The following is a 26,929-nucleotide window of genomic DNA, read 5'->3' as shown; positions in this document are numbered from 1 at the left end:
CCCGCGGCGCTTAAGCGCCTCATTATAGGCAGTCCAATTCGTTGTCTTGTAGGTCGGTGCTGTCGGTTTGCTCATGCCCATCAGCTACCACACTGGATTCACGACATGAATCCCTACCGGATTTGTGCAACAGAGCCTCCCAAAACGCAAAAAAGCTCCCAATCGCAGCGGAACGCTGAGACTGGGAGCTACTTTGCTCATATATCTTATGAGTTCGCAGTTGAACTCGCACTAAACCTTCAACAGAAACCGATTCTGTGCAAGAAAATTATTCTCAACGCTCATTTTTAGATGCAATCCTCTCCACACTGCCGCCTTGCCGGACTAGCATTGTTTGAGTTCCCCCCTTCCCCAATGACATCAGGCCACGCGTTCGATCTCGGCCTGGCCGAGGGCGTTGAAGCGGTTCATGAGGGCGATGCGGATATGGATTTCTGCAGGCTGACGGTTGGGGTCTCGTGATACGATCCTCTCTCCGAAGGATTTAAGGCCGCGCATCCGCTGCCCGGCAGTGGTTTGCCTGCAAACCATGAGAGGGTTCGCCTCGACCCGACTTCGGATGTGGTAGCAGGACCATCGTTTCCAGATCGCCCGCCCGAAGCGTCGGGTCGCCCGGATGATGGCATTGCGGGGCGCAGGCGTTGTCCGCGATTGGTCCGAGCACAATGCCGAGCGCGGCAGGGCAGTCCTTCTTCCAGAGGCGTCCGTTCTTGCGGATGGGTATGATGGCGGTGTCGCCACGCGCGAGGATCGCGGTGTGGCCGCGACGGGGTGAAGGGCGTCTTGGAAACGATCCAGTAGATCGTTTCAGCCCCGGGTCGAAGGCCCCATCCATTGCCCGACAGGCGATTGCACAGCAATCTGCCGTGAGGGGCCGGTCACGGTGCCAATCGGTTGATCCGTCGGGATCTGGTCGAGCAGGTCAGGAAGGACGGGGCTGTCGCCCTCCCGGCTTGAGGTGAATTCCACGGCCCGGATCTCGCCGGTGGCGGTATCCATCGCCAGATGGACCTTGCGGTATTGGCATCTACGATGAGTGCCATGCTTGCGGGCCGGCGGTTCGAGATGCCGACGGTGATGTTCTTTTGCCCGCGGCTCAGGGTGGAAAAGTCGGGAACCGGCCAATCCAGCTCTGCCATCTGCAGAATGCTCGACACCATCCCGCCTCGCCCTCGCCACGGTCACTCGGACCAGTGGCATTCCCATGGCTCGATCTGCCGAAGCGGCAGGCCGAACAGCACTTTCACCATCAGGCAGAACTGGATCGCGGCATCGAAAAATATAGGTGGTCGGCCTGGACGTCCGGACTTGGGGCCGAGCCACTTCATGTCTTTGTCGAGCCAACCTCTCACACATGCAAGCATGTGTTGCCGGCCAACGGATCAACAGCGAGCCGCCGCTTCAGGGTTCGCTATAGGACTTCCAGTTCGTCGTGCGGTAGCGGCCTGCTTCGGGCTTGCTCATGCCGAGCCTGTTAACCTACCGGATTCGCAAGGTGAAACCTTCCGGCGTCGAGTTCTGCAACAATGCCCATGCCATCATCGAACAACGCCCAAGCTGCCGTCAAAATTCTGGGAAGGTAGCGCCAGATGCTGACGAGATCGAAGTGATCAACAAGGAGCATATCCATTTTTTTGACTGTGGCGCGAATTTCGAAAAAGTCTCATGTCCTGAATGCCATACCAATATCAATTTGGATTGGTGGAGCCAGACAATGTCCGCAGACTTTGATAAAAATACAGGACTTCAGCTTATCGAACACAAACTATCTTGCTGTTCATCGGCCGTTTCACTCAATACATTGAGATATGCATTCCATGACAAAATTTCGGTCGAAGTGGTCAGAGAAATCGAAGCTACTTTGGAATGTGAGATTTCGGTCGTCTATCAACGGATCTAAACGCAACAGCGCTATAGTTCGCCCGTAGAGCGAACCAACACGCTTTGCGGACACCCCCGAACTCAAAGGTGGGTCAGTTCTCGATGGAAAATCCGGGTCACTTCTGGGTGGAAATCAACAATTTCTGCACAAAATCTGTGCATCAATGCCCCCGACGCTAAAATACTTGCTATCCTACACCATATCGTTACCGTTTCGTGAATATGTGTGATTTTGCTCGAATCGAACGAAATCAACACGTTCACGATCGCTCTGGGAGGGGAATCATGACTAAAAACCAAAAGTTCAACCGCCGCTCGTTCTTGACGAAATCGGCGCTCGCCGGTGGTGTCGCAACCGGTAGTGTCCTTGCGGCACCTGCGGTATTGGCACAAGCGCCGCTTGTTGTGAAAATGCAGACATCTTGGAACGATGCGAATATCTGGCAGGAATTTGCTCGCGACTATGCGACGCGCGTCGAAGAAATGTCGGGTGGCCGCATGAAGATCGACGTGCTGCCCGCGGGCGCGGTTGTTGGCGCGTTTCAAGTACTTGATGCTGTCAACGACGGCCTGATCGACGCCGCTCATTCTGTTCCGGTTTATTGGTACGGCAAGAACAAGGCGGCGTCTCTGTTCGGCACCGGCCCGGTGTTTGGCGGGTCTGCGACAACGATGCTGTCATGGTTCTACGCTGGAGGCGGACAGGAGCTTTACGACGAGCTGACTCAGGAGATCATGGGACTCGATGTGGTCGGCCGTTTGGGCTTCCCGATGTTCGCGCAACCCTTTGGTTGGTTTAAGGGCGAGGTCAACACGGTTGCCGATCTACAGGGCCTGAAATACCGGACGGTCGGTCTGGCCGCTGACCTGATGTCCAAGATGGGCATGTCTGTGGCGCAGTTGCCGGGTGGCGAAATCGTGCCCGCGATGGAGCGTGGCGTCATCGACGCCTTCGAATTCAACAATCCGTCGTCGGATAAGGACTTTGGCGCGCAGGACGTGGCAAAGAATTACTATCTTTCGTCCTATCATCAGGCTTCCGAGAGCTTTGAGTTCTTGTTCTCACGCACGTTCTTGGAAGATCTGGATCCCGATTTTCAGGCGATCCTGAAATATGGTGTCGAGGCGGCCTCGACCGCGAACACAGCTAAGGCAATGGACCGCTATTCCGCAGATCTCCAGTGGTTGCAGAATGATGCCGGCGTAACCATTCACCGCACGTCGAAGGAAATTCTGGATGCGGAGCTGAAGGCTTGGGACGAACTGATCCCGGAACTGGAAACAGATCCTTTCATGAAAAAAACCCTCGATAGCCAGCGGGCTTGGGTTGAGCGGGTGTCCTACTATGAGCTGATGAACTCCCCCGATTATGGTTTGGCCTACGATCACTACTTTCCGGGTAAGGTGAAGCTCTAACTCGGACTTGACGACCCATTGAAACCTCGGCGCCCACTGCGTCGAGGTTTCATTGGAAATCTACGGGGATATCATGATTTCTTTCATTCGGTTTGCCGATGGTCTTTCGGCATGGTTCGGCAAGGCCTTCGCGTGGCTTATCATCGTAATGGCCGTCGGGACGGGCTACGAGGTTTTCGTACGCTACGTCCTGAACAGTCCGACGGCTTGGGCGCTGGATGTGTCCTTCATCATGTATGGCGCTTTGTTCATGATGGGCGGAGCCTACACTCTGTCGCGGGGCGGCCATGTTCGGGGTGACTTTCTGTATCGGCTCTTGCAACCGCGCACACAGGCGAAGATCGACTTTGTGCTCTATCTCATCTTCTTTTTCCCCGGCGTCACCGCACTTATTTTTGCGGGTTGGAAATACGCTGCCAGATCATGGCGTTACGGCGAGGTGTCGGCGGCCAGCCCAGCCGGCGTTCCAATCTATCAATTCAAGGCAGTCATCGTCGCTGCCGGATTGCTTTTGTTTGTGCAAGGGATTGCGCAATTAATGCGCTGCATCATCGCAATGCGCACGAATGAATGGATCGAAGCCTCCGAGGATGTCTTCGAGACCGAAGACCTCTTAATGCGCGAAGCCAACAAGGCCGAGAAAGATCATCTATCATGACTGACCCTCAAGTCGCCCTAATGATGCTCGGGCTTTTCATTGTTTTTGTTTTTCTGGGGTTTCCGATCGCCTTTACGTTGATGGCTATGGGGATCGGTTTTGGCTACTTTGCCTACTTCGATTCCAGCCGGATGTGGCGCGCCTTCGACCGCTTGGACGAAACCGCCAGCACTTGGGACAGTTGGTCGACCTGGATCGAGGGGTTTCTAAATAACCGCATCTTCGATCTATTCGTGAACCAGACATTTACCGTGATGTCGAACGAGGTTCTCACAGCCGTGCCATTGTTCCTGTTCATGGGCTACATCGTGGAGCGCTCGAATATCGTCGATCGTCTTTTCACGACCCTGAATATCGCATCAAAGAACTTGCCGGGTTCGATGGGTGTTGCCGCATTGATCACCTGTGCGTTGTTCGCGACCGCCACGGGTATCGTTGGCGCTGTGGTGACCCTTATGGGCCTGTTGGCACTGCCAGCGATGTTGAAAGCGCGCTATGAGCCATCCTTCGCGGCAGGGATAATCTGTGCCGGCGGAACCCTTGGCATCTTGATCCCACCGTCGATCATGCTGATCGTCTATGCGGCTGCGACGAATGTGTCTATCGTTCGGCTCTATGCGGCAGCGCTCCTACCAGGTTTGACGCTTGTCGGACTCTATCTGATCTATATCGTTGGCCGATCGATCCTGCAGCCGTCATCGGCACCGCGTCCGACAAAAGACGAAGTGCCCGACATGCCAATGTTGAAGCTTCTCTGGCTTATTGTCACTTCTTTCGTGCCGCTGGCTTTCCTGATCTTCGCTGTCCTGGGTTCAATCTTGTTCGGTTTGGCAACACCAACCGAAGCCGCCTCTATCGGCGCGTTGGGCGGTATCCTACTGGCTTTCCTCTACCGGGCGATGACATGGCAGCGGCTGCGCGAAAGCGTATATCTGACCATCCGCACCACCGCGATGGTCTGTTGGCTGTTTGTTGGCTCCTACACCTTTTCGGCGGTATTTTCCTATCTTGGCGGAGAGCAGGTCATCGGCGATTTCGTGGCTGGTCTAGACCTGACGCCGATCCAGTTCCTGATCATCGCGCAATTGATCATCTTCTTGCTGGGTTGGCCGCTGGAATGGTCCGAGATCATCATCATCTTCGTGCCGATCTTCCTGCCGCTACTGGATGTCTTCGGCATTGATCCGCTGTTCTTCGGCATTCTGGTCGCACTCAATCTGCAAACAAGTTTCCTAACACCACCTATGGCGATGTCGGCCTACTACCTGAAAGGCATCGCCCCGCCCGAGCTACGTTTGACGCAGATTTTCAAGGGGGTTATGCCGTTCCTGCTTTGCGTCATCATTAGTATGGTCCTGATGTATGCGTTCCCACAGATCGTGTTCACCCTGCCGGATATGTTCTATGGCCGCTAACTTCAATAAAGCTGAGAGGCTCGCGCGCGCACCGGGCGCATTACTGTTGCGGGACAGGTTGGCTTCGGGCGCGATTGACGCTCTGACGCTGGTCGAAAGCTACATCGCCCGGATCGAAGCCCGTGAACCTGAGGTCGGGGCATGGGCTTGGTTCGATCCCGACTTCGCGCGTGCACAGGCTCGGACGCTGGATGCACATCGCCGTGCCGGGCGGCCACTGGGTCGCCTTCATGGGCTGCCCGTCGGGATCAAGGACATCATCGACACCGCCCGGATTCCCACGGAAAACGGCTGCGTGCTTGACGCCGGGCGCATCCCCATACGCGACGCCTATGTTGTTTCGCGGCTCAAGAAAGAGGGCGCGATCATCATGGGCAAGACCGTGACGACAGAGCTTGCCTTCATGCACCCCGGCAAAACAGCGAACCCGCACAATCTTGCGCACTCGCCGGGCGGGTCGTCACAAGGGTCTGCGGCGGCGGTCGCCGATGGTATGGTTCCACTGGCCATCGGCACTCAAACCGGTGGTTCGATCATCCGTCCAGCTTCGTTTTGCGGCATCACCGGATATAAGCCCACTTTCGGAGCGATCCCGCGCAGCGGTATTCTGTCGCAATCCCCATCACTGGATACCGTCGGGGTTTTTGCCAGCGACCCAGGAGGAGCCGCACTGTTGGCTGAAGTACTGTTTGGCCAAGACGAGGCTGATCCGGCGACCCACTACGAACCCGTGCCCGCGCTGGTGAAAGCGACGCAATCGAAACCTCCGCTCGCACCGGTTTTCGCGTTCGTCAAGCCGCCCGGTTGGGAGGACGCAGATCCGGACCTCCATGCAGCATTCGACGAGCTGATTGCGGCTCTCGGCGATCAGGCGTTTGAGGTCGAACTGCCTGGAGCCTTCACGGGGGCTGCCTCCCAGCGCCAGCTGATCAATTTCTCTGAAATGGCGTACCACTACTACCGCTACTGGCGCGACGGTGCTGACCAGTTGGGGGAAGAAACTCGGCAGGCCATCGAGAAAGGCAATGCGGCAGTCGCCCGCGACTATCTTTCGGCCTGCGACATCCCGCAAGTTCTGAATGCGGCGTTGGAAGAGATCTTCGAGCGATGTGACGCGATCCTGTGTCCTTCCGCAACAGGATCGGCACCCAAAGGCTTAGGCAGCACCGGCGATCCGATCTTCAACGGACTCTGGACATTGTGCGGGACCCCATGCCTCGGCCTTCCCCTCCTGATTGCTGAAAACGATCTGCCAATGGGCGTGCAAATTGTTGGGATGCGCGGCAATGACGCGCGATTATTGCGAACGGGGCAATGGCTGTTTGATTGGGCGAGCAATCTGACATCCGATGATGACAACACGACAGGGAATAAATCATGAACCGAATTCTTGCACTATTCGCGTTTGTCGTTTTTGCGGTGTTCCTTGGAATCCTCGCAGTCAAGGTGCCCAGCCCGGACCTTGTCATCGTCATCACATTGACTGTGATCCTGGTCGCATATGACTTCATTACGTCGTGCAGCGACAAAAAGGACTGAGCTTCGATGTCGAAACCGGTCATCTGGATCACCCGGACGCTGTCAGAGGCGACGCTGGAACGCGCACGACGTGACTATGAGGTGATCTGGGATGCCACTGACACGCCTGGCAGCGCCGATGACATCATCGCCATGAGCGCTCAGGTGGACGGTATCATCCCATGCCATTCTGAACATTTTAGCGCTGCAGTCGTGGAACAGCTTGATCCACGACTCAAGATCATCGCCAACCATTCAGTCGGCGTCGATCATTGCGATCTTTCGGCGCTGCGGTCTCGTGGGATCATCGTCACGAACACGCCTGGCGTTCTATCGGATGCGACTGCCGAACTGGCAATGATGCTGATGCTTTGTGCCGCGCGGAAGGCCGTCGCTGGCGACAGGATCGTGCGGTCGGGGGCGTGGAATTTCTGGTCGCCTGCATTTCTTGTCGGCAAACAGGTGACCGGCGCGCGACTAGGTATAATCGGGATGGGTGGGGTTGGCTGCGCGATGGCGCGCAAGGCCCGCGGCTTTGATATGCAGATCCACTATCATAACCGTAGCCGGCTTGCGCCCGAAGTCGAACATGGCGCGATCTTTCATGACACCCTCGACGGTCTTCTGGCAGTGTCTGATTTTCTGTCACTCCATTGTCCGTCCACCCCGCAAACGGTGGGCATGATGAACGCATCACGGATCGCCCAGCTACCAGCCGGGGCTATTCTGGTGAACACGGCCCGAGGCAATCTGATCGATGAAGCAGCACTACTGGCCGCAATCCAATCTGGCCAGATCGCCGCAGCCGGTCTGGATTGCTTTTGCGCCGAACCGGGCGGAAATGCAGAATTTTCAGATCATGAGAATATTGTGATGATGCCACATGTCGGCAGCGCCACGGTCAAGACACGCGACGCGATGGGGGCCAAAGCACTCGACAACCTAGACGCCTTTTTCCGTGGAGACACGCCGCCAGATCTTGTCTGACTGCGGCGACATTTTTTGTCATACCGACCTGTATGATAGGGCCGAAAGGGGTTCCTGTCGTAAATTTTCGCAGGGCAAGCTGTCAGCAACTGTTGGACACAATTATGCTGTGAGGGCCGCAATCTCTGCAAATGGCGAGACGCCTGTTTGACCGAATTAACCCTTGCGGATCATACGTGCGATTTTGGCTTTGCCCAGTCGAGCGGCACCAGAATGGAACGCCTTGAAACCCAGCATAGGGTGCGTGAGACGCTTGATGAAGCGATGACCTGCCTCAATCATGTAGTTGAGGTATCTTGATTGGATAATCCTAGCTGTTTGATCCCACGGTTTGATGGTGCGATCCTTTCTGAGGAATGGAAGCTCCACGATCCCGTTGACCGGCAGGTGATGCTTGCATCGCCGAGAGGGGTGCTTGCCGTCAGAGTAGCAATACAACGATCTCAAGCTGCGCTCGCAACGCTGAGCAGAGAGCTTGGTACTAGTTATTTCCTGCACGAATGGTGGCTGATCGCGATCATGCTCACCACCGAAATCGGCCTGTTCTACGAGATCGCCTCAAGCCGCCCCCCTAGCCAGACCGGAGCCTACGCGTGAGCCGCAAGGTGATTTCGCTCTTGCTCGTGCTGGCGTTGATTGGCGCAGTGTCGCAGCGCAGGACAGCGCACAAACCGCAAGGGACGCGAATACATAATCTACGTCTCGGGCGGAAACTCGACCCTGAAACCCGCAGTGGGCGACATGGTCACAGTCACGCGTTGCTACAGAACTGATCCAGCGGCTCATCGTGACTATGTCGGCCCGTCCCGTCAGAAGCGAATGGCAGGATTGGGTTGCTTAGCGCCGGTCGCGGTGCCCTTGAGGAGCCCCTGCCCTGTACAGACGCGCTTTGCGAAATTTTACGCATGCATTCCATTGCCCGAGGATCCGGCCGATGACCATCGCCTGCCGGGTGGCCAATACGATCACGGCCCGGTCCCGGGCCCATACCCTGCCCGCGCCCGAGGGGCGCACGGACTGATCAGCGCCCCGACCAGCGGCGCTTTGCACGCAGGCCCGGGGGCTTTCATCCAGTCGTCAGATCAGCGCGACCGGGCCTTAGCTGCGGTCGTGTCTTTTTGCTGCGTCGGCATTTCGATATTGATCTCAAGGCTCGAAATGTCGTCCCTGCGCTCCATTCGGATGTCGACCTCGTCATCCTCGATCTTCATGTATTTACGGATCACGGCGAGGATGTCGTTTTGCATCGCGGGCAGGTAATCGGGCTCTTGCGAGCCACTGCCACGCTCATGCGCCAGCAAGATCTGCAGACGGTCCTTTGCCGTCTGCGCCGATTTCGGGCGGCGGGGCTTGAGGGAGAAACCAAACAAGCTCATGCGGACCGTCCGAAGAACCGACCGAGCAGACCGGGGCGCTTGTCGCTGCCGATACGCATCGGGACATCTTCGCCCAGCAGGCGCGCCACGGCGTCTTCATAGGCAGAGGCCGCACTTGAGGGAGCATCCAGCACGACCGGCATGCCAACATTCGAGGCGCGCAGCACAGCGGTGCTTTCGGGTACGATCCCCAGCAGCGGCACAGCCAGAAGCTCAAGCACGTCTTCTACCGCCATCATCTCGCCGCGGTCGATGCGGCCCTGATCGTGCCGGGTCAGAAGAACCTGCGACTTGACCGGCTCTAGGCCTTTCTCGGCGCGCTGCGTCTTGGAGGCCAGCAGGCCCAGAACGCGGTCGCTGTCGCGCACGGACGAGACTTCGGGGTTGGTCACCACGACTGCCTCATCCGCGTAATACATCGCCATCTGGGCGCCACGCTCAATCCCGGCGGGGCTGTCGCAGATGATGTAGTCGAAATCCTTACGCAATTCGTCGAGCACCTTCTCGACGCCCTCCGAGGTCAGCGCGTCCTTGTCGCGGGTCTGCGAAGTCGGCAGGATCGACAGCGTATCGACGCGCTTGTCCTTGATCAGCGCTTGGCTCAGGCGGGCATCGCCTTGCACCACGTTGATGAAATCAAAAACCACGCGACGTTCGCAGCCCATGATCATATCGAGGTTGCGCAGGCCCACATCGAAATCGATGACCACGACCTTGTGGCCGCGTTTCGCGATGGCCGCCGAGATGGCAGCGGCCGAGGTTGTTTTGCCAACACCGCCCTTGCCCGAGGTGATGACGATCACCCGGCCGCGCGGTCCGTCTTCCTTGAGTTGGGTCATTGGAACGCCTCCACACATAAGTTGTCACCCTCGAGAAAGACCTGAACGCTGCGCTTGCGCAGCTCCGGTTCGATCGTCTCGCTGGTCTTGTAAAGTCCTGCAATCGCCAGCAATTCTGCCTGCTGGCTTTGACAAAAGATGCGCGCACTTTCGTCGCCATGCGCACCCGCAATAGCGCGGCCCCGCAGCGTGCCATAGACGTGGATATTGCCCGCGGCCACGATCTCGGCGCCCGAGGCGACAGAGCCCACGATCGTCAGGTCGCCATGCTCGGCCACGACCATCTGCCCCGAGCGCACCGGCGCGGTGACGATCATATTGGACTTGGGCGGTGCCTCGGGCGTTTTCTTGGCAGGCTTCGCTTTGGATTTGGCCGAAGGCAGCGCAGTCTCGCGGCCCACCTTGATTGGGATGATGCCGTAGCCCCGGACCGTGGAAAGCTGCACATCGGTCGCGTTTTGCGCCCCGAAGACCAGAAGACCGCGCTCAAAGAGCCTATCGATCAGATCGCGGATCTTGCCGGGCACGTTCATATCCGGGACCAGCGCGAAATCGAGCACGATTGGTGCATCGTCCAGTATCTGCGGCGCTTGGGCCAGTGCGGCGTCAAGCCGTTCGTAAAACGTCTCGTCCATTTCGGATGTTTCAAGCCGTAGCGCGACGGCGGTCAGGAACAGACCGCGGAAATGGAAGGGTCGGACTGTGACCGGATCGGTGTCGCTCCGGGGGTCGCTGCTGGGGGTCTGCACGAGTGGCCTCGCTGTGCTCTGTGATTGGCGCAACGATTTGCGCTTCGTTTTTGCCCTTATTGGGTAGAGCGTGCGCGCTTGCCACCCACAAAACGGCCATCGCCGGATACTGGGCAGAAAGCTGCTGTCAATGATCGAATTTCCGCCGGTGCGCGCGCGTGTTCATGCGCGTGAACAGAGAGCCATACGCTGTCAGTCAGGCCCGGCGCGCCCATGACCTGCCCGACGCGCCACCCTGCCCGCGATGGTGCGGAGATGCTGATCACGAAACGATAACGCGAAAGTGACATTGTCTAATCGTGGGTCACGCCCTCTACGGCGGCAAAGTCCCGCATTGACGCCCTCCGGACATCAAATTTCTGCGCGACGTGTCGAACGGTTGTGACCTGAGCCCCAATTCTCCTCCAGCTTTGCGCGGAGTCCTTGGGGTTATGCTCCGCTCCCCAAGCTTGGGCCGCCGGAAGCTAGATTTTTCCAGCTTCTTCACGATGACGGGCTGGTGACGCCATCAGGGTAATGTATGGCAATCGGGACGTTGTAGCCGATCGCACTGTGGGGTCGGTCCTCGTTGTAGTGCCTACGCCAATCCTCCAGCTTTTCGTGGGCATCCGCAAGGCTCATAAACCAATGCGCGTTCAGAGATTCCGACCTCAGCTTGCTATTGAATGCTTCGATATTCCCGTTGTCTGTGGGCTTCCCAGGCCGTGAGAAGTCGAGGGTGACGTTGTTGGCGTAGGCCCAGAGATCAAGGTCGCGAGATGTGAATTTTCTGCCGTTGTCGACCCGGATCGTCTTGGGGTAGCCGATGCGGGCACAGATGCGTTCTAAGGTCTGGACGACGTCCTCGCCGCGGTAAACGAAGCGAGGATTAGTCGCAGGACAGAAGCGGGAGTGCGTATCGACGATGGTCAAAATCCGCAGTTTCCGACCGGTGGAAAGTTGATCATGCACGAAGTCCATAGCCCAGACATCGTTCGGCCCAATCGCCACCGACCGATCTTCTCTCAGCTTCGCTTTCACACGGCGCTTGGGGTGCTTGTTGCGCAACTGAAGGCCCAACTCAATGTAAATCCGACGTGTCTTTTTCATATTGATCTCTCAGCCCTCTCGCGGCAACAAGACGTGGACGCGCCGGTAGCCATACCGCAGCGCATTTCGCAGATATCCTTGATCCTTCGTTCCAGCGCGGCCTGCCCGGGGCGGCGGGACTTGTAGTGGTAGGTCGAGACATCGAACCGCAGGGCATCACATGCCCGCCGGATCGATACGCCCCAGTCCACCAGCATCCCATCAACCAGCTTGCGCTTCCAGGCAGGCCCTAGAGCTTTCAGCGGATGACGTGCCTCACAACATCTCGCGGTCGAGCGTCAGGTCGGCCACGATCTTCTTCAGCCGGGCATTCTCGTCCTCAAGCGGCTTCAGCCGCCGCATCTCGTCCGGTAGCAAGCCGCCATATCGCGTTTGACGGGCAAACAGTCCCCCGGACTGTTTGCAGCCCCGTCGCACTCCAGTTGAAATAGGTCGCCTGACTGATCCCGGCCTTGCGGCAGATCTCTGCGACCGGTGTTCCTTCCTCGCCCTGCTTCAAGATGAACGCCTTCTGCGCCTCCGTGAACTTCGATGCCTTCATCGTTCTCAACGCCTCTCCAAGCCAGGAAAGCTTAGCCAAAAACTCCAGTTCCAAATGGTCCAGTTTTCAGGGGGCAGAGCAGTGCCGCCCAGCTACCATGCTGGATTCACAAGATGAATCCGCTCACAAGATTTGTGCAACAGAGTCACTGCCGTTCTCAGGTTTCCGGGGAAAGCCCCCCCTCCATCAGTCAATTTGTGCGACAAAGCCGGGGGGGAGCCTAAAACAACTCAACATCGCTAACTGGCTCTGGCGGTTTGATTGGTTCGAATATCTGCGCCTCTCCCAACATCTTTTGTCGTGCGCGACCACTGTCTGGCCAAAACTCAATCCGCCTCGCCTGGGTGCCACCAAGACTTTGGCCTGAACACTCGATCCCTTCGCGCCGAAGAAAATCAAGCACGAAATACGCGTTCTTTTGCCCGACATCCGAAAGCCCAGCGATCATACGCGCACCGCCAAACACCTTGCATTTCAACCGGTCGCGTCGCGCGCCAAGTTTGATCAAATCGTTGATCAGAAGTTCCATCGCGTTCACGCCAAAGCTTGCAGCCTGGACAGTGACATTGTTGCTTTCAGGAAGAAGAAAATGATTCATCCCACCGACTTTCGCGCTTTCGTCATACAGACACGATGCGACACATGATCCCAAGATTGTGGTGATGGAACGCCCACCGGATCCCGATGAGGCATACTCGCCCTGAGAAATATGTTGTGGTCGGATCGGGCTATTCATACCACCCTCCCGCGTGTGCCAAACCGTTGTGCAACTGGGGGCTGACGCGTGCACAAGGCCAAAATCTCTCTCGCCATTGCGTCAAGTGGCACCGCGCGTTCCGCGCCGCCGGTTTCCAACGCTGCACGCGGCATCCCGAAAACAACCGAGCTAGCCTCGTCTTGCGCCAAGCAACGCGCGCCTGCCTGACGGAGTTTTAGCATCCCTTCCGCTCCATCTCGGCCCATACCTGTCAGCAGAACTCCGACCGCACGATCGCCAAGAAACTGCGCAGACTCGAACAAAACATCGACCGAGGGTCGATGGCCACTTCGTTTTTCTTCTCCCACCAACTTGCAGCGCGCTGGCTCCCCCCGTGCGAGCGCCAGGTGATATGCACCGCCCGGCGCAAGATAGATACGTCCCTGCTCCAGACGAGCATCAGGAGTTGCGAGTGCTAACTGAGGTTCAATCTGGCGTTGTAATCGCGCAGCAAAACTGGCCAGAAATGTCTCGGGCATATGTTGGGTGATTACAGTTGGAGGGCAGTTTTCTGGAAATTCCGAAAGGAGCGTTTCCAATGCATCAACACCGCCGGTTGATGAGCCGACCAACGCGATCTTGCCATTCCAATCGAACCCCGCGGCCGGCGTCAGCTTCGGGCGTGGCCCGGCTGCGCGAAGCCGGGCTGTGGACGCTGCCACCAGCAAATCAGCTAAATTCCAAAATGCCTCAGCGGTCGCTTTCAGCCGTGGCTTGCCGATACATTCGACAGCACCGAGTGAAAGCGCCTCGAGCGCTGCCGCTGATCCTTTATGGGTCTCGGTCGAGACCATTACAACCGGCATCGGCCGCAACCGCATCAGTTTTTCGAGAAACTCCAGCCCGTTCATCCGGGGCATTTCAACATCGAGGGTCAAAACATCCGGGTTCAGCGTCTTGATTTTTTCGCGCGCTTCATATGGGTCTGCGGCCTCTCCAACCACAAGAAGACGTGTGTCATCCGCTATGATTGAGCGGATCAACTGACGGATCGTCGCAGAATCATCGACGATTAGAACCTTTTTGACCGGCATGTTTTCTCCTTTATGCGATCAAATGTGACGCGCATGGGCCTGGGGCGTCTCAAAAATCTTCCCAATCATCCTCGCTCGCCTCAAACTTGAGCGCAGCGCTTTGCTGCGTGACCTGCGCTGTGCGCGCCGCAGCGGGCTTAGCCGGCAAGGCCTGGGGTGCCATTCGAGGTGGCTCGGCAGGTTTAGGCGGAGGCGCGGCCGAAGTGCGAGTTTTAGAGATCGCTGAAGCTGGCGGAGCCGACAAAGTAGCGGTTGCCGGTACCTTAAATTGTTGCATCGTCTCACTGAGCTCGCGCGCACCTTGATTGAGTGAATGACTGGCAGCCGTGGTCTGTTCAAACATTGCCGCGTTTTGTTGGGTCACCTGGTCAAGTTGCGTCATCGCGGTGTTGATTTCAGTGAGGCCAAGTGCTTGCTCGCGCGCGTTCTGCGCGATTTGCGAGACGCGATCAGCCACATCAAGCACAGAGCCCAAAATTCCTTCGAGCGCGCGCCCAGTCTCCCCCACAAGATCAACGCCACGGGTGACGTGATCAGATGAGGCGGTGATCAACGTATCGATTTCACGCGCCGCATCCGAGGAGCGTTGCGCCAGAGCGCGCACCTCAGAGGCGACGACCGCAAAACCACGCCCGGCCTCGCCCGCGCGTGCGGCCTCAACCCCCGCGTTGAGCGCGAGAAGGTTGGTTTGGAACGCGATTTCGTCAATGACACCAATGATCTTGGAAATCTTCTGTGAACTGGTCTCGATCTCGCTCATTGCGGATACCGCCTGTTTCACAATTTCACCCGAATCCTCTGCACTTTTGCGCGCATCCGAAACGACACGATCTGCTTCCGCCACACCTTGTGCCGAGGCACTGACTGAGGCGCTCAACTCACCCAAAGCGGCAGCGGTTTCTTCAAGCGTTGCGGCTTGTTGTTCGGTACGTTTGGACAGGTCTTCGGAGGCATTCGAAATCTCACGCGCCTCGCCATCAATCGTCGTCGCGTTATCATTGACGATCTGCATTGCCATGCACAGGTTGCTGACTGCAGCATTGAAATCAGCCCGCAATGGTTCGTATTGTGGTTCAAATTCCTCGGAAATATCCGCCGTCAGATCCCCTTGCGACAAGGCCCCCAGACCAAGACGCAACGCCTCTACAACGGTTTCCTGCGCGGCCACCATTGCGGAATTGCGCGCTTGCGCCTGCTCCAAAGCTGCAGTGTCTGCGGTTACATCAGCCGCGATAAGGACGATTTTCATCAACCGCGCGCTGCGATCGGCGACAGGATTGATCGTGCCCTCAACAAGGTGAGTGCGCCCATCCGGTCCCGTCAGTGTGAAGCGGCCTTGAACCGCCTTGAGGGCCGAAGGTGCGCTCCAGATGTCTCGCCCATCAGGCGCGGACAAAATGACGCGCATATCCTTACCTAGCAGCGCATCACAGCCCTGCCCCAGCATTGCGCGGATTTTGTCGTTCAAGCGCGTAATCATAAAATTCGGATTGATATCACAGACCAGTTGATGGGCATCAATCGCGTCGATCAAAGCGCGCTGAGCCCGCATTTGCGTCACGTCGCGCAGCTCGACCACCAGACCAATCACCGCGTCGGTGTCATCCGTGATTTCAGTGACTCCCACGCCAAATCGACCCTCACCCACCTTGATGTCAACATGCAGAGGCATATGCGAACGAACGGTAATCTGGGCGCGCGCAGCTTCGGGCAGAACATGAATATCATTCAACGATCTCCCAACCAGTTTATCCGCTTCAAGATCAGGGGTGACTTCGCGGAATGCGTCAATCCGGCTGTTTACCAGATCAACCAAAGCCTTATTGACATGGATGATGTGGAAATCAGGGTTGACCATCATCAGGGCTGCGGACGCATTTTGAAATGCAGTGCCTTGTATGTGGGCATCTTGCGCAACCGCATCGGCGTGCAGCAAATCAGCGCGCAACTCGTCAAGCGCGGAGGCGATAACGCCCACCTCATCGCGCCGCGCAGTGCCATGCACTTTTTGCGAGCGCTCGCCCATCGCAATGGCGCGGATCGTGGCGCCAAGTTTGCGCAGGGGCGAAGATACCGAGCGCGCCATCAGCGTGGAAAGTGCCCCAAGAAGCAAGACAAGCCAGCTGGCATGAAACAGCATAGAGCGCGCGAGCGTCGTCGCGGAAGCAAAAAGTTCGCTCGTATCCTGCTCCACCACGGCCGCATAGCTGCGATCAAAGAGGGAAAACGGCATATAGGCGGCTGTGACAGAGCGGCCTTCAAGGCCGATTTCCACAACCAGACCATTGCCCCCCGCAAGCGCGTCTTTGACGGCCAGTGTCTCAATCACCGAGCCCGGCACGACTCCCTCGACAGGGTGGCGCAACACATTAAGCAACTGCCCGGCGCTATCGACGACAAAGCCCTCGCCCGTCTCGCCCAAGCCACGTGCGACCCCGATCTGAACACCAAGGGCCGTTGCCGGAATGCGCACGGCAAGTACGCCAAGGCGCATCCCATTGGCACTGAACACGGGCATTGCGGCATAGATCTCGCTCGTACTGCCATTGATTAGAATGTCACTCGTGAAGATTTTCCCGACCGGCGCCTCTGCGCCCTCGGTTGCCAAGGTTTCCAGCGGCCCTGCGCCTTGCGTCAGATCAGCGGCGAACTCTGCGTCTTTATTGATCGAATAGACCACCCGTCCGGTGCGATCGATCAGATAGAGGTCGCTATAGCCCTTTTGCGTCGCCTCGGTCAGGAACCCTGTATGATAGCGGCGATGCTGGATCGAGTAATCCGTCGCGTCGCCGGCATATTCAAGCTTGGAGCGTTCTTCGGGACTGTTGGGGTTTTCATCGCGATAGGCACGCGACACGGTTTGGGCGGCATCCTCGCCCAACTGTTTCCAACCACGATTGAAATCATACAGAGCACGCGCGGTGACGGCGTTGCCCGCTAACGACCGCAGATCGCTTAGCACCCGCTCTTCCCAGATGGCAATGCCTGCAACGCGCGTGTTCAACGTGCGTTGCAACCGCGCCGAGCCTTCGGTCTTGAGCAAACCATAGGCTTCGCGATAAGCCAGAGCCCCCATAATCGTCAGTGCCACCATCGCGATGGCAACCAGCATCAGGGGAAGCTTGATCGACAGCTTCAGATTGTTCAAAAAACGCATGCAAATTCTCCGGCGGGACGTTGGCAGACAATCGGGGCCGCCCAAAACCGGGACGGCCTTGATGCGACCATCGGGCCAAGACCTGAAGATTTGCTAAATACCGATCCGATTTTAGCGGGATGCGTTTGTTAAAATGCAATCTAATGCGGGCCTGCGCGCCTAGAAAGCCCCGAAAGCAGCGCGCAACAGGCCAACACGGCGGGAAAATTCAGAACGTTCAAGCCCGCCCGCCGCGACGGTTTCCGGCGCGGCACACACCCGTTTGAGCTGCGCCCGCGCCTGCCAACCGGGTAGCAACGACACGCGCGCAGGTCCCTTGAGCGCGCGGGATTGGCGCACAAAGTCAAGCCGCGCAAGTCCCTCACGCGCATAGGCGGCAAGCGCCTCGTGCGACAGATCGGCGACGGGCGCGCGCGCGCGGGCTACCAGTTCGGGCAACGCCTGCAAAAGTGCCGCCAAGCCCGCAGCAGAACCAAAGGCGCGCACCGCAACCTCGGCCTGCAGATCCGCCCCAAGTGCCTCGGCGCCCGCCCAATAGACACTTCCCGCGGTCTGATCGAGATAGGCCCAAAGCGCAGACGCATCGCTCATCGGCTCGGGCCAGCAATCGGCACGCCGCGCCTCGGCTACAGCAATCAGATGACGCGCGGGCGCGGCGACCTGCACCAAAGCGGGACCGATTTCATGGGGCGGTTCGCGCCCCTCGCCCACCCCTTCAAGCGCATCAATCCACCATTGCAGACGCATTTCGGCCACCATCGGCTCGCTAGACGCCCAAGGTGCGCGCGCGATTTCAAGATTGGCGGCGTAAAGCGGCCAAAGCCAGTCGCGCAGCGGCGCGGGTGTGGCCATGGTCGCGGCAAACCGGTCCGGATCGCCCTTGCGCACGGCCTCGGCGCAGGCGTGCAAGCTGGGAGCAAGATCGCTCATGCCGGTTGCGCGCCATCGCGCAGCAGCTTCCAGATCATCGCATCCAGAAGGGCTTCGAAACTGGCGTCCACTATGTTGGGCGACACGCCCACGGTGGACCAGCGCCGCCCGGCCCCGTCTTCGGAATCAATAATCACGCGGGTCACGGCCTCGGTCCCGCCTTGGGTGATGCGGACGCGAAAATCGACCAGTTTCATGTCGTCAATATAGGCCTGATAGGGCCCCAAATCCTTGCTCAGCGCCTTAGATAGCGCGTTGACGGGGCCGCGATCATGGCCCTGATCGTCCATGCTTTCGCTCACCGACAGCATCTTTTGCCCGGCCACTTTCACCACCACCACGGCCTCAGAGATCGAGACCATCTGATCATAGCGATTCTTGCGCCGTTCGACCGTGACCTTGTAGCGCTTGACCTCGAAGAATTGCGGCAGCAGGCCCAGTTCGGCCCGTGCGAGCAGCTCGAAACTGGCCTGCGCGCCGTCATAGGCATAGCCCTGATCCTCGCGCTCCTTGATCAGATCAAGGATGCGCGGCAGCGCGGGATGGTCGCGCGCCACCTCGATCCCCATGGATTTCAGCCGCGCGCGCAGGTTGGACTGCCCCGCCTGATTGGACATCGGGATCAAGCGCGTATTCCCGACCAAAGCCGGTTCGATATGCTCGTAGGTCGAGGGATCTTTCAGGATCGCGCTGGCATGCAGCCCGGCCTTGTGCGTGAAGGCCGAGGCCCCGACATAAGGCGCAGAGCGCAACGGCACGCGGTTCAAGATATCATCGAGCTTGCGCGAGAGCTTGGTGATCCCGGCCAGCGCCTCGTCCGAGATCGCGGTTTCCAGCGTGGAGGCGAAGGGCTCCTTAAGCAGCAGCGTCGGGATCAGCGAGATCAAGTTGGCATTGCCGCAGCGCTCGCCGAGCCCGTTGAGCGTGCCTTGCACCTGACGCACCCCGGCCTCGATCGCGACCAAGCTACCGGCCACCGCATTGCCGGTATCGTCATGGCAATGGATGCCCAAGTGATCCCCCGGAATGCCCGCCGCGATCACCGCGCCCACGATTTGCGTGATCTCGCCGGGAAGCGTGCCGCCATTGGTGTCACAGAGCACAACCCAGCGCGCGCCCGCCTGATGCGCAGCCAAGCAGCAATCCAGCGCATAGGTGGGATTAGCCTTATATCCGTCAAAGAAATGCTCGGCGTCAAATAGCGCCTCGCGGCCTTGGGCCACCATATGGGCCACGCTCGCGCGGATATTTTCAAGGTTCTCGTCCAGCGTGATCCCAAGCGCCGCGGTGACGTGGAAATCATGCGTCTTGCCGACCAGACAAACGGCAGGCGTATTGGCATTCATCACCCCTGCCAGCACATCGTCATTGGCCGCCGAGCGCCCTGCCCGCTTGGTCATCCCAAAGGCCGTGAAGGTCGCGCGGGTCTGGGGGCGCGCGTCGAAAAACTCGCTGTCGGTCGGGTTCGCACCGGGCCAGCCGCCCTCGATATAATCAATCCCGACGGCGTCGAGCGCGCGCGCGATCTCGACCTTTTCAGGCACCGAGAACTGCACCCCCGCCGTCTGCTGACCGTCGCGCAGAGTGGTGTCGTAGAGATAGAGGCGTTCAAGAGTCATAATTTTGCGCCTTCATCAATCATATGCCCCGCTCGGCGGCACGCCGGGTCGCGCCCGAAAGCGCGCCCGCCCTCGGGCCGGTGGCAAACCTGCGGTGAGCACGTCATTACAGGTCCTCCAGTTTGGCGGGGTCGAAATCGGGACCGGGCAGCAGTTCCACGCCCACTTTCGACATCCGCACCTCGACGCCTGCCGCAACAAGGGACGCTTTCATCGCATCGACTGGAGCGAAAGCTGCCGCCTTCTCCTCCTTTGAAATAGCAGCTTTGCCAGCTTCCATCGCCCGCACGCGCAGATCGGAAAGTTTGCTTTCGAAAGCCGTGAGATCAACCGACTTCGCAGTCGTCTCCTTTGCGTATTGGACAAGATCAATCCCAAGGAGCCAACACCCCGCAACTAGCCGCCTACGGATCGCGAGTTGCTCATCACCGCTAATTTGGGCTCCAGCCAGGCCTTCAACTTCTTTGCCCGTGGCAATGAGTTTCGTGAGGGCAAGTGAAGTATTGAGGTCATCGCAAAGAGCATCAAGCACGGCTTGGCCGACATATTTTTTCGCAAATAGATCCTTAGTCTTCGGACTATCCCCAAACTCCGCTTTCACCGTCTCATCTGTGCCAACTTCGGATGACCATATGTCGAGACGACGCTTGGCGGAAACTGCGTAAGCTTGCCGCCAATTCATCGGTTTTGTGTAGTGAGTCTGCAGGAAGACGTAGCGAATGACTGCGCCCGGAACGGGCTCTGGCCCCGGAAGTCCCGCGTCCAGCAAATCGCGCACGGTAAAGAAATTGCCCAAGCTCTTGGACATCTTCTTGCCCTCGACCTGCAGCATCTCATTGTGCACCCAGTAGTTCGCAAAGCTGCCTTCGGGATGGGCGCAGCAGCTTTGGGCGATCTCGTTCTCGTGATGGGGGAATTGCAGATCGATGCCGCCGCCGTGGATGTCGAAACTCGCGCCCAGCAGCTCATAACTCATCGCCGAGCATTCGATATGCCAGCCCGGACGCCCGCGCCCCCAAGGGCTGTCCCAGCCGGGTTCGTTCGCATCCGAGGGCTTCCAGAGCACGAAATCCATCGGGTCTTCTTTATAAGGCGCGACCTCGACCCGCGCGCCTGCGATCATGTCATCAACCGTGCGCCCCGAAAGCGCGCCGTAGTCCTTGTAGCTGCGCACGCGAAACAGCACATGGCCCTCAGCGGCATAGGCGTGATCCTCGGCGACCAGCTTTTCGATCATCGCAATCATCGCCCCGATATAGTCGGTCGCGCGCGGCTCATGGGTCGGGGACAGCGCGCCAAGCGCGTCCATATCATCGTGATACCAGCCGATGGTTTCTTCCGTGCGCGCGCGGATCAGATCCTCCAACGCCCCCTCGGCCCCGGCCTTCTGGCGCGCCAAGGCGGTCGCGTTGATCTTGTCATCCACATCGGTGAAATTGCGCACATAGGTGACATGATCTTCGCCATATACATGGCGCAACAGCCGATAGAGGACGTCAAACACCACCACCGGGCGCGCATTGCCTAAGTGAGCGCGGTCATAGACCGTTGGGCCGCACAGATACATCCGCACGTTTTGCGCGTCGATGGGCGTAAAATCCTCGACCTTGCGGGTCAGGGAGTTGCGCAAACGGATCTGGGTCATGTGTCCTCGCGATAGGCAAAGCTGAACCTGCCAGCGGGCTTACAAGGTCATGGCAATTTTGGAAAGAGACGACCGGCCCGCGTGACAGATGTCAGCGGATAATGCAGCAGATGATGGTGCTCACGGTGTTCATGCGCGCAAACCTAGACCCGGCGCGCGCCGCCGTCCAGCCCTTTTGGACGCGCGGTCCCGCATGTCCTTCACGACGCAAGCGGCATCCGTAAGGGCTTGAACGGTTCGATGCTCACGCGTTTGCCCTCAAAGGTGCAAAATGAGCCCGGCGGCACCTCGTGCCAATCGCATTCACCGACTTCCAGCGGCTCTGACACCACCGCCCGGCCCCGGCGCGTATCTGACCAACGATGATACAGCGAGGGCGCGTGATCATCGCTCGCATAGCGCACCGCATACAGACGCACACCGTCGGAAAACGCCGCCGTCAGCCGCATATAAGGTGCGACCCCACGTTCGCGCGCCAGCGTTTCAAACCGGGCGGTGGCACGTTCAAGCGCGCATTTGGGATCGGCCTCCATCCCCTCAGCCATCGCGACCAAGAACAGCGCCTCGCTATCGGTGGCACCGCGCCGTTCAGGATACAGGCTGTCGGGGATCATCATCTCGCCGGCGCGACGAAACCCGTCATAACCGCCAACCTGCCCGTTATGCATGAATGACCACCGGCCATGGCGAAACGGGTGGCAATTGTTGCGCGAGGTGGCCGAGCCGGTCGAGGCGCGCACATGCGCGAGAAACAGCCCCGACTTCACCGTTTCGGTTAACGAGCGCAGATTAGGGTCCGACCAAGCGGGCATCACGTCGCGATACAGCCCCGGTTCGGGGCGCTCGCCATACCACGCCACACCGAACCCATCAGCATTGATCGCGGTGTGACACATCGTGGCACATTGGCTTTGATGGATCAGGGAATGGCCTGGGCGGCTGACAATGTCTTCAATAAAGATCGGCTCTCCGACATAGGCAGCCCAGCGACACATTCGTTATTTCCTATCAAAACGTTGCAAGACGACCTTAAAGTTCGTCGCTGGCCTCAAGGATCATCAGATCACGCTCGGATGCGCTTTTGGCATGGGCCAGTGCGGCTTGATAGTCGTCCGAGTGATAGCATTGCTCGGCCGCCTCAAGGCTGGGAAACCACGCCAAGACATTGCGCGAACGATCATTGCCTTCAAGCTGCACATAGCGCGTGTTGCGCGCCAGAAACTTGCCGCCATGCTTGGCAATCGCAGGACCGGCACCCGCAGCATATTTGCCATAGGCTTCAGGGTCGGTGACCTTCACATGTGCGATCCAATATGCGCCTGCCATTATAGCCCCTCCAGATAAGATTTTACGGCCGCAACCGCATCTTCAGATTTCGACGGATCGGCCCCGCCCGCCTGCGCCATGTCAGGACGACCACCGCCGCCCTTACCCCCAAGCGCAACCGCTGCCGCCTTGACCATATCCACGGCGCTCGCACGATCTGTCAGATCGGCGGTGACGCCCGCCGCTACAGCAGCCTTGCCGCCCGTATCGGCCACAACCAAGATCACACCGCTGCCGATTTGCTCTTTGAGGGCGTCGACAATGCCGGGCAAATCCTTGCCGGTGACACCGGAAACCACCTGAGGAAGGAACTTCAAGCCATTGATTTCCAGCGTCTCTGCGCCACCAGAGGCACCGCCCCCCATCGCCAACTCGCGACGCAATTGCGCCACCTCGTTGCTCAACGCCTTGCGCTCATCCAGGATCGCTTGCAGCCGCGCAAGAACATCTTGCTCGCTTACTTTCAGCAGCGCTTCCATATCCGACAGCAACAGATCACGACGGCGCAATTCGCTCATCGCGGCGTCCCCTGTCAGCGCTTCAATCCGGCGCACCCCAGCCGACGAGGCCGTTTCGCCGGTCAAAACGAAGCTGCCAATATCGCCGGTGCGCGCCACATGCGTGCCCCCGCAAAGTTCCAGCGAATAGACATCGCCACGCACGCCCTTGCGCGATCCCGGTAGGGTGCCCATCGAGACAACACGCACCTCGTCGCCATATTTCTCACCAAATAACGCCTGAGCCCCAAGCCCGCGCGCGTCGTCGGGTGTCATGATCCGGGTTTCAACCGGCGTATTTTGGCGAATGAATTCATTGACTTCGCGCTCGATCTTGGTGATTTCATCCGCGCTCATCGCTTTGTTATGCGAAAAATCAAAGCGCAAACGGTCGGCGGCATTCAGCGAGCCGCGCTGCGCGACATGATCGCCCAAAGCGCGGCGCAATGCTTCGTGTAGCAGGTGCGTCGCCGAGTGATTGGCCCGGATCGCCGAGCGGCGCGCATGATCGACCTCAAGGCGTGCGCCCTGCCCGACCGCGATCTCGCCTTCGGTCACATCGGCGAAATGGATGAACACGCCAGCAACCTTTTTCGTGTCGCTCACTCGCGCCTTGCCCGTGCCGGTCACGATCACGCCTTGATCGCCGACTTGCCCGCCACTTTCGGCATAAAACGGTGTCTGGTTGGTGACAATCTGCACCTTGCCCTGAGACGCATCCACACGCGCGCCCTCAGAGACAAGCGCCACAATCTGACCCTCGGCGCTCTCGGTATCATAGCCCAGGAATTCGGTCGTGCCGGTTTTCTCGGCAATATCAAACCAGATCGCTGCATCCGCGGCCTCGCCCGAACCCGACCAGCTTGCGCGCGCCTTGGCCTTTTGCTCGGCCATCGCAGAATCAAATCCCTCGGTGTCGACCTCACGCGCCTTTTCGCGCAGCGCATCCTGAGTCAAATCCAGCGGGAAGCCGTAGGTGTCGTACAATTTGAACGCGGTTTCACCGGGCAGTTTATCGCCGTCAGGCAGGTCAACCAGCGCCTCATCCAGCAGCTTCAGACCGCGATCCAGCGTAGTTTTGAACCGCGTTTCCTCGGACAAAAGCGTCTCTTCAATCAGCGCCTGCGCACGGCCCAATTCGGGATAAGCCGCCCCCATTTCGCGCACCAAAGCGGGCACAAGACGATACATCACCGGGTCTTTCGCACCCAGAAGATGCGCATGGCGCATCGCGCGGCGCATGATGCGACGCAGCACATAGCCGCGCCCGTCCGACGCCGGCATCACCCCATCCGCAATCAGGAACGAAGTCGAGCGCAGGTGATCGGCGATCACACGGTGATGCACATTGCCCGGCCCGTCCGGATCGCTCGAAGTCGCATTCGCCGAGGCCTCGATCAGGTGGCGCATCAGATCAGTGTCGTAATTGTCATGCTTGCCCTGAAGCAGCGCACCGATCCGCTCCAGCCCCATGCCAGTATCGATCGATTGCATATCGAGCGCGCGCATCGAGCCATCTTCGAACTGCTCGTTCTGCATGAAAACAAGGTTCCATATCTCGATAAAGCGGTCGCCATCTTCATCGGCGCTGCCCGGCGGGCCACCCCAAATCTTGTCGCCGTGATCAAAGAAAATCTCGGTGCAAGGGCCACAAGGGCCAGTCGGGCCCATCTGCCAGAAATTGTCATTCGTGGGGATGCGGATGATGCGCTCATCGGGCAGGCCTGCGACCTTCTTCCACATCTGGGCCGCCTCATCATCGGTGTGATAGACGGTGACCAGAAGGCGATCCTTCGGGATGTCGAAATCCTTGGTGAGCAATTCCCAAGCGAAAGGGATCGCACCCTCTTTGAAATAGTCGCCAAAGGAAAAATTCCCCAGCATTTCAAAGAACGTATGGTGGCGCGCCGTGTAGCCGACATTATCGAGGTCGTTGTGCTTGCCCCCTGCGCGGACACATTTCTGCGCTGATGTCGCGCGCACATAATCGCGTTTCTCCACCCCGGTGAAGCAGTTCTTGAACTGCACCATCCCGGAATTGGTGAACATCAAGGTAGGGTCATTGCGCGGAACAATGGATGAGCTGTCAACGACACGATGGCCGTTGCGCTCAAAGAAGTTCAAAAACGTGGAGCGGATTTCGTTAAGGCTGGGCATGTTTATCTCGCCTGATCGAGCTGGTTCGCTCCCGTTTAACGCCGCCCCCGCGTGCTGTCCAGCAAGTGAAAAGGCCGGGCATGTAGCCCGGCCAGTCTAAAGCGCGTTTTGCGCGTTTATTCTTCTTCCGTTAACGAGTCGTCCTCACCCGTCACACCAAACTCAAGCCCGTGACTGGCACGGATCTTATCTTCGATCTCATAGGCAAGATCAGGGTGCTCGCGCAGGAAGGTTTTGGCATTTTCGCGCCCCTGCCCGATCCGCTCATCGCCGTAGGAATACCAAGCACCCGATTTATCAACGATCCCAGCCTTCACGCCCAGATCGACAAGCTCGCCCATCTTGGAAATGCCCTCACCATACATGATGTCAAACTCGACCTGCTTGAAGGGCGGCGCGACCTTATTTTTAACAACTTTCACACGGGTCTGGTTGCCCACGACTTCATCACGATCCTTGATCGCACCGATGCGGCGGATATCCAGGCGCACTGATGCATAAAATTTCAGCGCATTGCCGCCCGACGTCGTTTCAGGAGAGCCAAACATCACGCCGATCTTCATACGGATCTGGTTGATAAAGATGACCATACAGTTTGAGCGCCCGATCGAGGCGGTCAATTTGCGCATTGCTTGGCTCATCAAACGGGCCTGCGCGCCAACCGTATGATCCCCCATATCGCCTTCGATCTCAGACTTTGGCGTCAGTGCTGCGACCGAATCTATAACGACCATGCTCACCGCGCCCGAGCGCACCAAAGTATCGACAATCTCAAGCGCTTGCTCGCCCGTATCGGGCTGCGAGATCAGCAAATCTTCCAGCTCGACCCCCAGCTTACGCGCGTAATGAGGATCAAGCGCATGTTCGGCATCCACAAACGCGCAAACGCCGCCTTTTTTCTGCTCTTCTGCGATTGCATGCAGCGTCAGCGTGGTTTTCCCCGAGCTTTCCGGCCCATAGATCTCAACGATGCGCCCTTTCGGAAGGCCACCGATTCCAAGCGCAATATCAAGCCCAAGTGAACCCGTTGACGTCGCCTCGATTTCGCGCACGGGGGTCTCGCCCCCAAGCTTCATGATCGAGCCTTTGCCAAATTGCCGCTCAATCTGCGCAAGCGCGGAATCGAGCGCCTTTTGCTTGTCTGCTTTATTGTGTTTTTCCATCTCGAGAATTTTCGCTACTGCCATTGTCCCAATCCTTATTCCACAGACATGATGCGGCGGCAATGCGTTCCGACGCGACCTGTTCACCCGATGTTCTCATTCCGTTATGTGGACAAAATGAGAACATTTCAAGCGAATTTTTACCAGGCCAGTCTGCTACAGGAAGCTTAATGAA

General features: G+C 58.3%; 21 protein-coding genes and 3 pseudogenes. 8 read left to right on the top strand and 16 right to left on the bottom strand.

The genetic code is table 11. The annotated features are described in order from the left end of the window. Positions 1-360: 360 nt before the first annotated feature. A pseudogene (locus AB4874_RS20060) lies at positions 361-1,464 on the bottom strand (transposase). On the opposite strand from AB4874_RS20060, the gene AB4874_RS09750 reads away from it, so the two are divergent. The 7 genes from AB4874_RS09750 to AB4874_RS09720 all read left to right on the top strand — a co-directional run bounded on the left by AB4874_RS09750 (position 1,463) and on the right by AB4874_RS09720 (position 7,875). Beyond that, positions 1,463-1,900 carry a hypothetical protein gene (locus tag AB4874_RS09750; RefSeq protein WP_368391838.1) on the top strand — a complete coding sequence of 146 codons (438 nt, stop codon included), beginning with the start codon at positions 1,463-1,465 and terminating at the stop codon, positions 1,898-1,900. The pseudogene AB4874_RS20060 and the gene AB4874_RS09750 sit on opposite strands and share 2 nt — an antisense overlap. 266 nt (positions 1,901-2,166) lie before the next feature. Then, a complete protein-coding gene (locus AB4874_RS09745) occupies positions 2,167-3,297 on the top strand; it encodes a TRAP transporter substrate-binding protein (RefSeq protein ID WP_295536455.1) in 1,131 nt (376 codons plus the stop codon). A 73-nt stretch (positions 3,298-3,370) separates the two neighbouring features. Continuing rightward, the gene (locus tag AB4874_RS09740; RefSeq protein ID WP_295536453.1) at positions 3,371-3,955 is read left to right on the top strand and encodes a TRAP transporter small permease subunit; all 585 of its coding nucleotides are present in this window, start codon (positions 3,371-3,373) and stop codon (positions 3,953-3,955) included. Then, on the top strand, positions 3,952-5,370 hold the full coding sequence (locus AB4874_RS09735; RefSeq protein WP_295536450.1) for a TRAP transporter large permease: 1,419 nt from the start codon (positions 3,952-3,954) through the stop codon (positions 5,368-5,370). The genes AB4874_RS09740 and AB4874_RS09735 overlap by 4 nt, the downstream gene beginning before the upstream one ends. Next, entirely contained in the window at positions 5,360-6,751 is a 1,392-nt protein-coding gene (locus AB4874_RS09730) for an amidase (protein ID WP_368391837.1), read from the top strand. The genes AB4874_RS09735 and AB4874_RS09730 overlap by 11 nt, the downstream gene beginning before the upstream one ends. Beyond that, positions 6,748-6,909 (top strand): hypothetical protein, encoded by a 162-nt coding sequence (locus tag AB4874_RS09725; RefSeq protein WP_368391836.1) that lies wholly within the window; start codon positions 6,748-6,750, stop codon positions 6,907-6,909. The genes AB4874_RS09730 and AB4874_RS09725 overlap by 4 nt, the downstream gene beginning before the upstream one ends. Positions 6,910-6,915: 6 nt before the next feature. After that, a complete protein-coding gene (locus tag AB4874_RS09720; RefSeq protein ID WP_368391835.1) occupies positions 6,916-7,875 on the top strand; it encodes a 2-hydroxyacid dehydrogenase in 960 nt (319 codons plus the stop codon). A gap of 156 nt (positions 7,876-8,031) precedes the next feature. Here AB4874_RS09720 and AB4874_RS09715 read toward each other — a convergent pair. Next, positions 8,032-8,178 (bottom strand): annotated as a pseudogene (locus AB4874_RS09715) (IS6 family transposase); the annotation flags it as partial. On the opposite strand from AB4874_RS09715, the gene AB4874_RS09710 reads away from it, so the two are divergent. Then, positions 8,176-8,472: a hypothetical protein gene (locus AB4874_RS09710; protein ID WP_368391848.1), complete on the top strand. Its 297-nt coding sequence runs from the start codon at positions 8,176-8,178 to the stop codon at positions 8,470-8,472. The pseudogene AB4874_RS09715 and the gene AB4874_RS09710 sit on opposite strands and share 3 nt — an antisense overlap. A gap of 485 nt (positions 8,473-8,957) precedes the next feature. Here the strand turns inward: AB4874_RS09710 and minE are convergent, their stop codons facing one another. The 14 genes and pseudogenes from minE to recA all read right to left on the bottom strand — a co-directional run bounded on the left by minE (position 8,958) and on the right by recA (position 26,778). Then, on the bottom strand, positions 8,958-9,251 hold the full coding sequence (minE, locus tag AB4874_RS09705) for a cell division topological specificity factor MinE (protein WP_368391834.1): 294 nt from the start codon (positions 9,249-9,251) through the stop codon (positions 8,958-8,960). After that, positions 9,248-10,090: a septum site-determining protein MinD gene (gene minD, locus AB4874_RS09700; RefSeq protein ID WP_295536441.1), complete on the bottom strand. Its 843-nt coding sequence runs from the start codon at positions 10,088-10,090 to the stop codon at positions 9,248-9,250. Before minD ends, minE begins: the two co-directional genes overlap by 4 nt. Beyond that, on the bottom strand, positions 10,087-10,839 hold the full coding sequence (gene minC, locus AB4874_RS09695; protein WP_368391833.1) for a septum site-determining protein MinC: 753 nt from the start codon (positions 10,837-10,839) through the stop codon (positions 10,087-10,089). Before minC ends, minD begins: the two co-directional genes overlap by 4 nt. Positions 10,840-11,322: 483 nt before the next feature. Beyond that, a pseudogene (locus AB4874_RS09690) lies at positions 11,323-12,469 on the bottom strand (IS3 family transposase). 220 nt (positions 12,470-12,689) lie between these two features. Beyond that, positions 12,690-13,067, bottom strand: a complete 378-nt coding sequence (locus tag AB4874_RS09685) for a chemotaxis protein CheD (protein WP_368391832.1) — start codon at positions 13,065-13,067, stop codon at positions 12,690-12,692. Positions 13,068-13,201: 134 nt separating this feature from the next. Beyond that, on the bottom strand, positions 13,202-14,260 hold the full coding sequence (locus tag AB4874_RS09680; protein ID WP_368391831.1) for a protein-glutamate methylesterase/protein-glutamine glutaminase: 1,059 nt from the start codon (positions 14,258-14,260) through the stop codon (positions 13,202-13,204). 49 nt (positions 14,261-14,309) lie between these two features. Further along, positions 14,310-17,417, bottom strand: a complete 3,108-nt coding sequence (locus AB4874_RS09675; RefSeq protein ID WP_368391830.1) for a methyl-accepting chemotaxis protein — start codon at positions 17,415-17,417, stop codon at positions 14,310-14,312. A 159-nt stretch (positions 17,418-17,576) separates the two neighbouring features. After that, positions 17,577-18,347, bottom strand: coding sequence for a squalene/phytoene synthase family protein (locus AB4874_RS09670; protein WP_368391829.1), 771 nt, complete (start codon positions 18,345-18,347; stop codon positions 17,577-17,579). Continuing rightward, a complete protein-coding gene (cimA, locus tag AB4874_RS09665; protein ID WP_368391828.1) occupies positions 18,344-19,966 on the bottom strand; it encodes a citramalate synthase in 1,623 nt (540 codons plus the stop codon). Before cimA ends, AB4874_RS09670 begins: the two co-directional genes overlap by 4 nt. Positions 19,967-20,072: 106 nt before the next feature. Further along, entirely contained in the window at positions 20,073-21,611 is a 1,539-nt protein-coding gene (gene cysS, locus AB4874_RS09660; RefSeq protein WP_368391827.1) for a cysteine--tRNA ligase, read from the bottom strand. A 200-nt stretch (positions 21,612-21,811) separates the two neighbouring features. Continuing rightward, complete coding sequence (locus AB4874_RS09655; RefSeq protein WP_368391826.1) at positions 21,812-22,606, bottom strand: class II glutamine amidotransferase; 795 nt, start codon at positions 22,604-22,606, stop codon at positions 21,812-21,814. A gap of 34 nt (positions 22,607-22,640) precedes the next feature. Beyond that, on the bottom strand, positions 22,641-22,937 hold the full coding sequence (locus AB4874_RS09650; RefSeq protein WP_368391825.1) for a DUF1330 domain-containing protein: 297 nt from the start codon (positions 22,935-22,937) through the stop codon (positions 22,641-22,643). Next, positions 22,937-25,591: an alanine--tRNA ligase gene (gene alaS / locus AB4874_RS09645; RefSeq protein WP_368391824.1), complete on the bottom strand. Its 2,655-nt coding sequence runs from the start codon at positions 25,589-25,591 to the stop codon at positions 22,937-22,939. Before alaS ends, AB4874_RS09650 begins: the two co-directional genes overlap by 1 nt. Positions 25,592-25,707: 116 nt before the next feature. Continuing rightward, on the bottom strand, positions 25,708-26,778 hold the full coding sequence (gene recA, locus AB4874_RS09640) for a recombinase RecA (RefSeq protein WP_295536412.1): 1,071 nt from the start codon (positions 26,776-26,778) through the stop codon (positions 25,708-25,710). Positions 26,779-26,929 lie beyond the last annotated feature (151 nt).

Origin of the sequence: Thioclava arctica (genome assembly GCF_040892615.1) — a bacterium.
Classification (GTDB): Bacteria; Pseudomonadota; Alphaproteobacteria; order Rhodobacterales; family Rhodobacteraceae; genus Thioclava; species Thioclava arctica.
The sequence above is the reverse complement of the archived record's forward strand: the minus strand, read 5'-3'. Positions and strand labels throughout refer to the sequence as shown.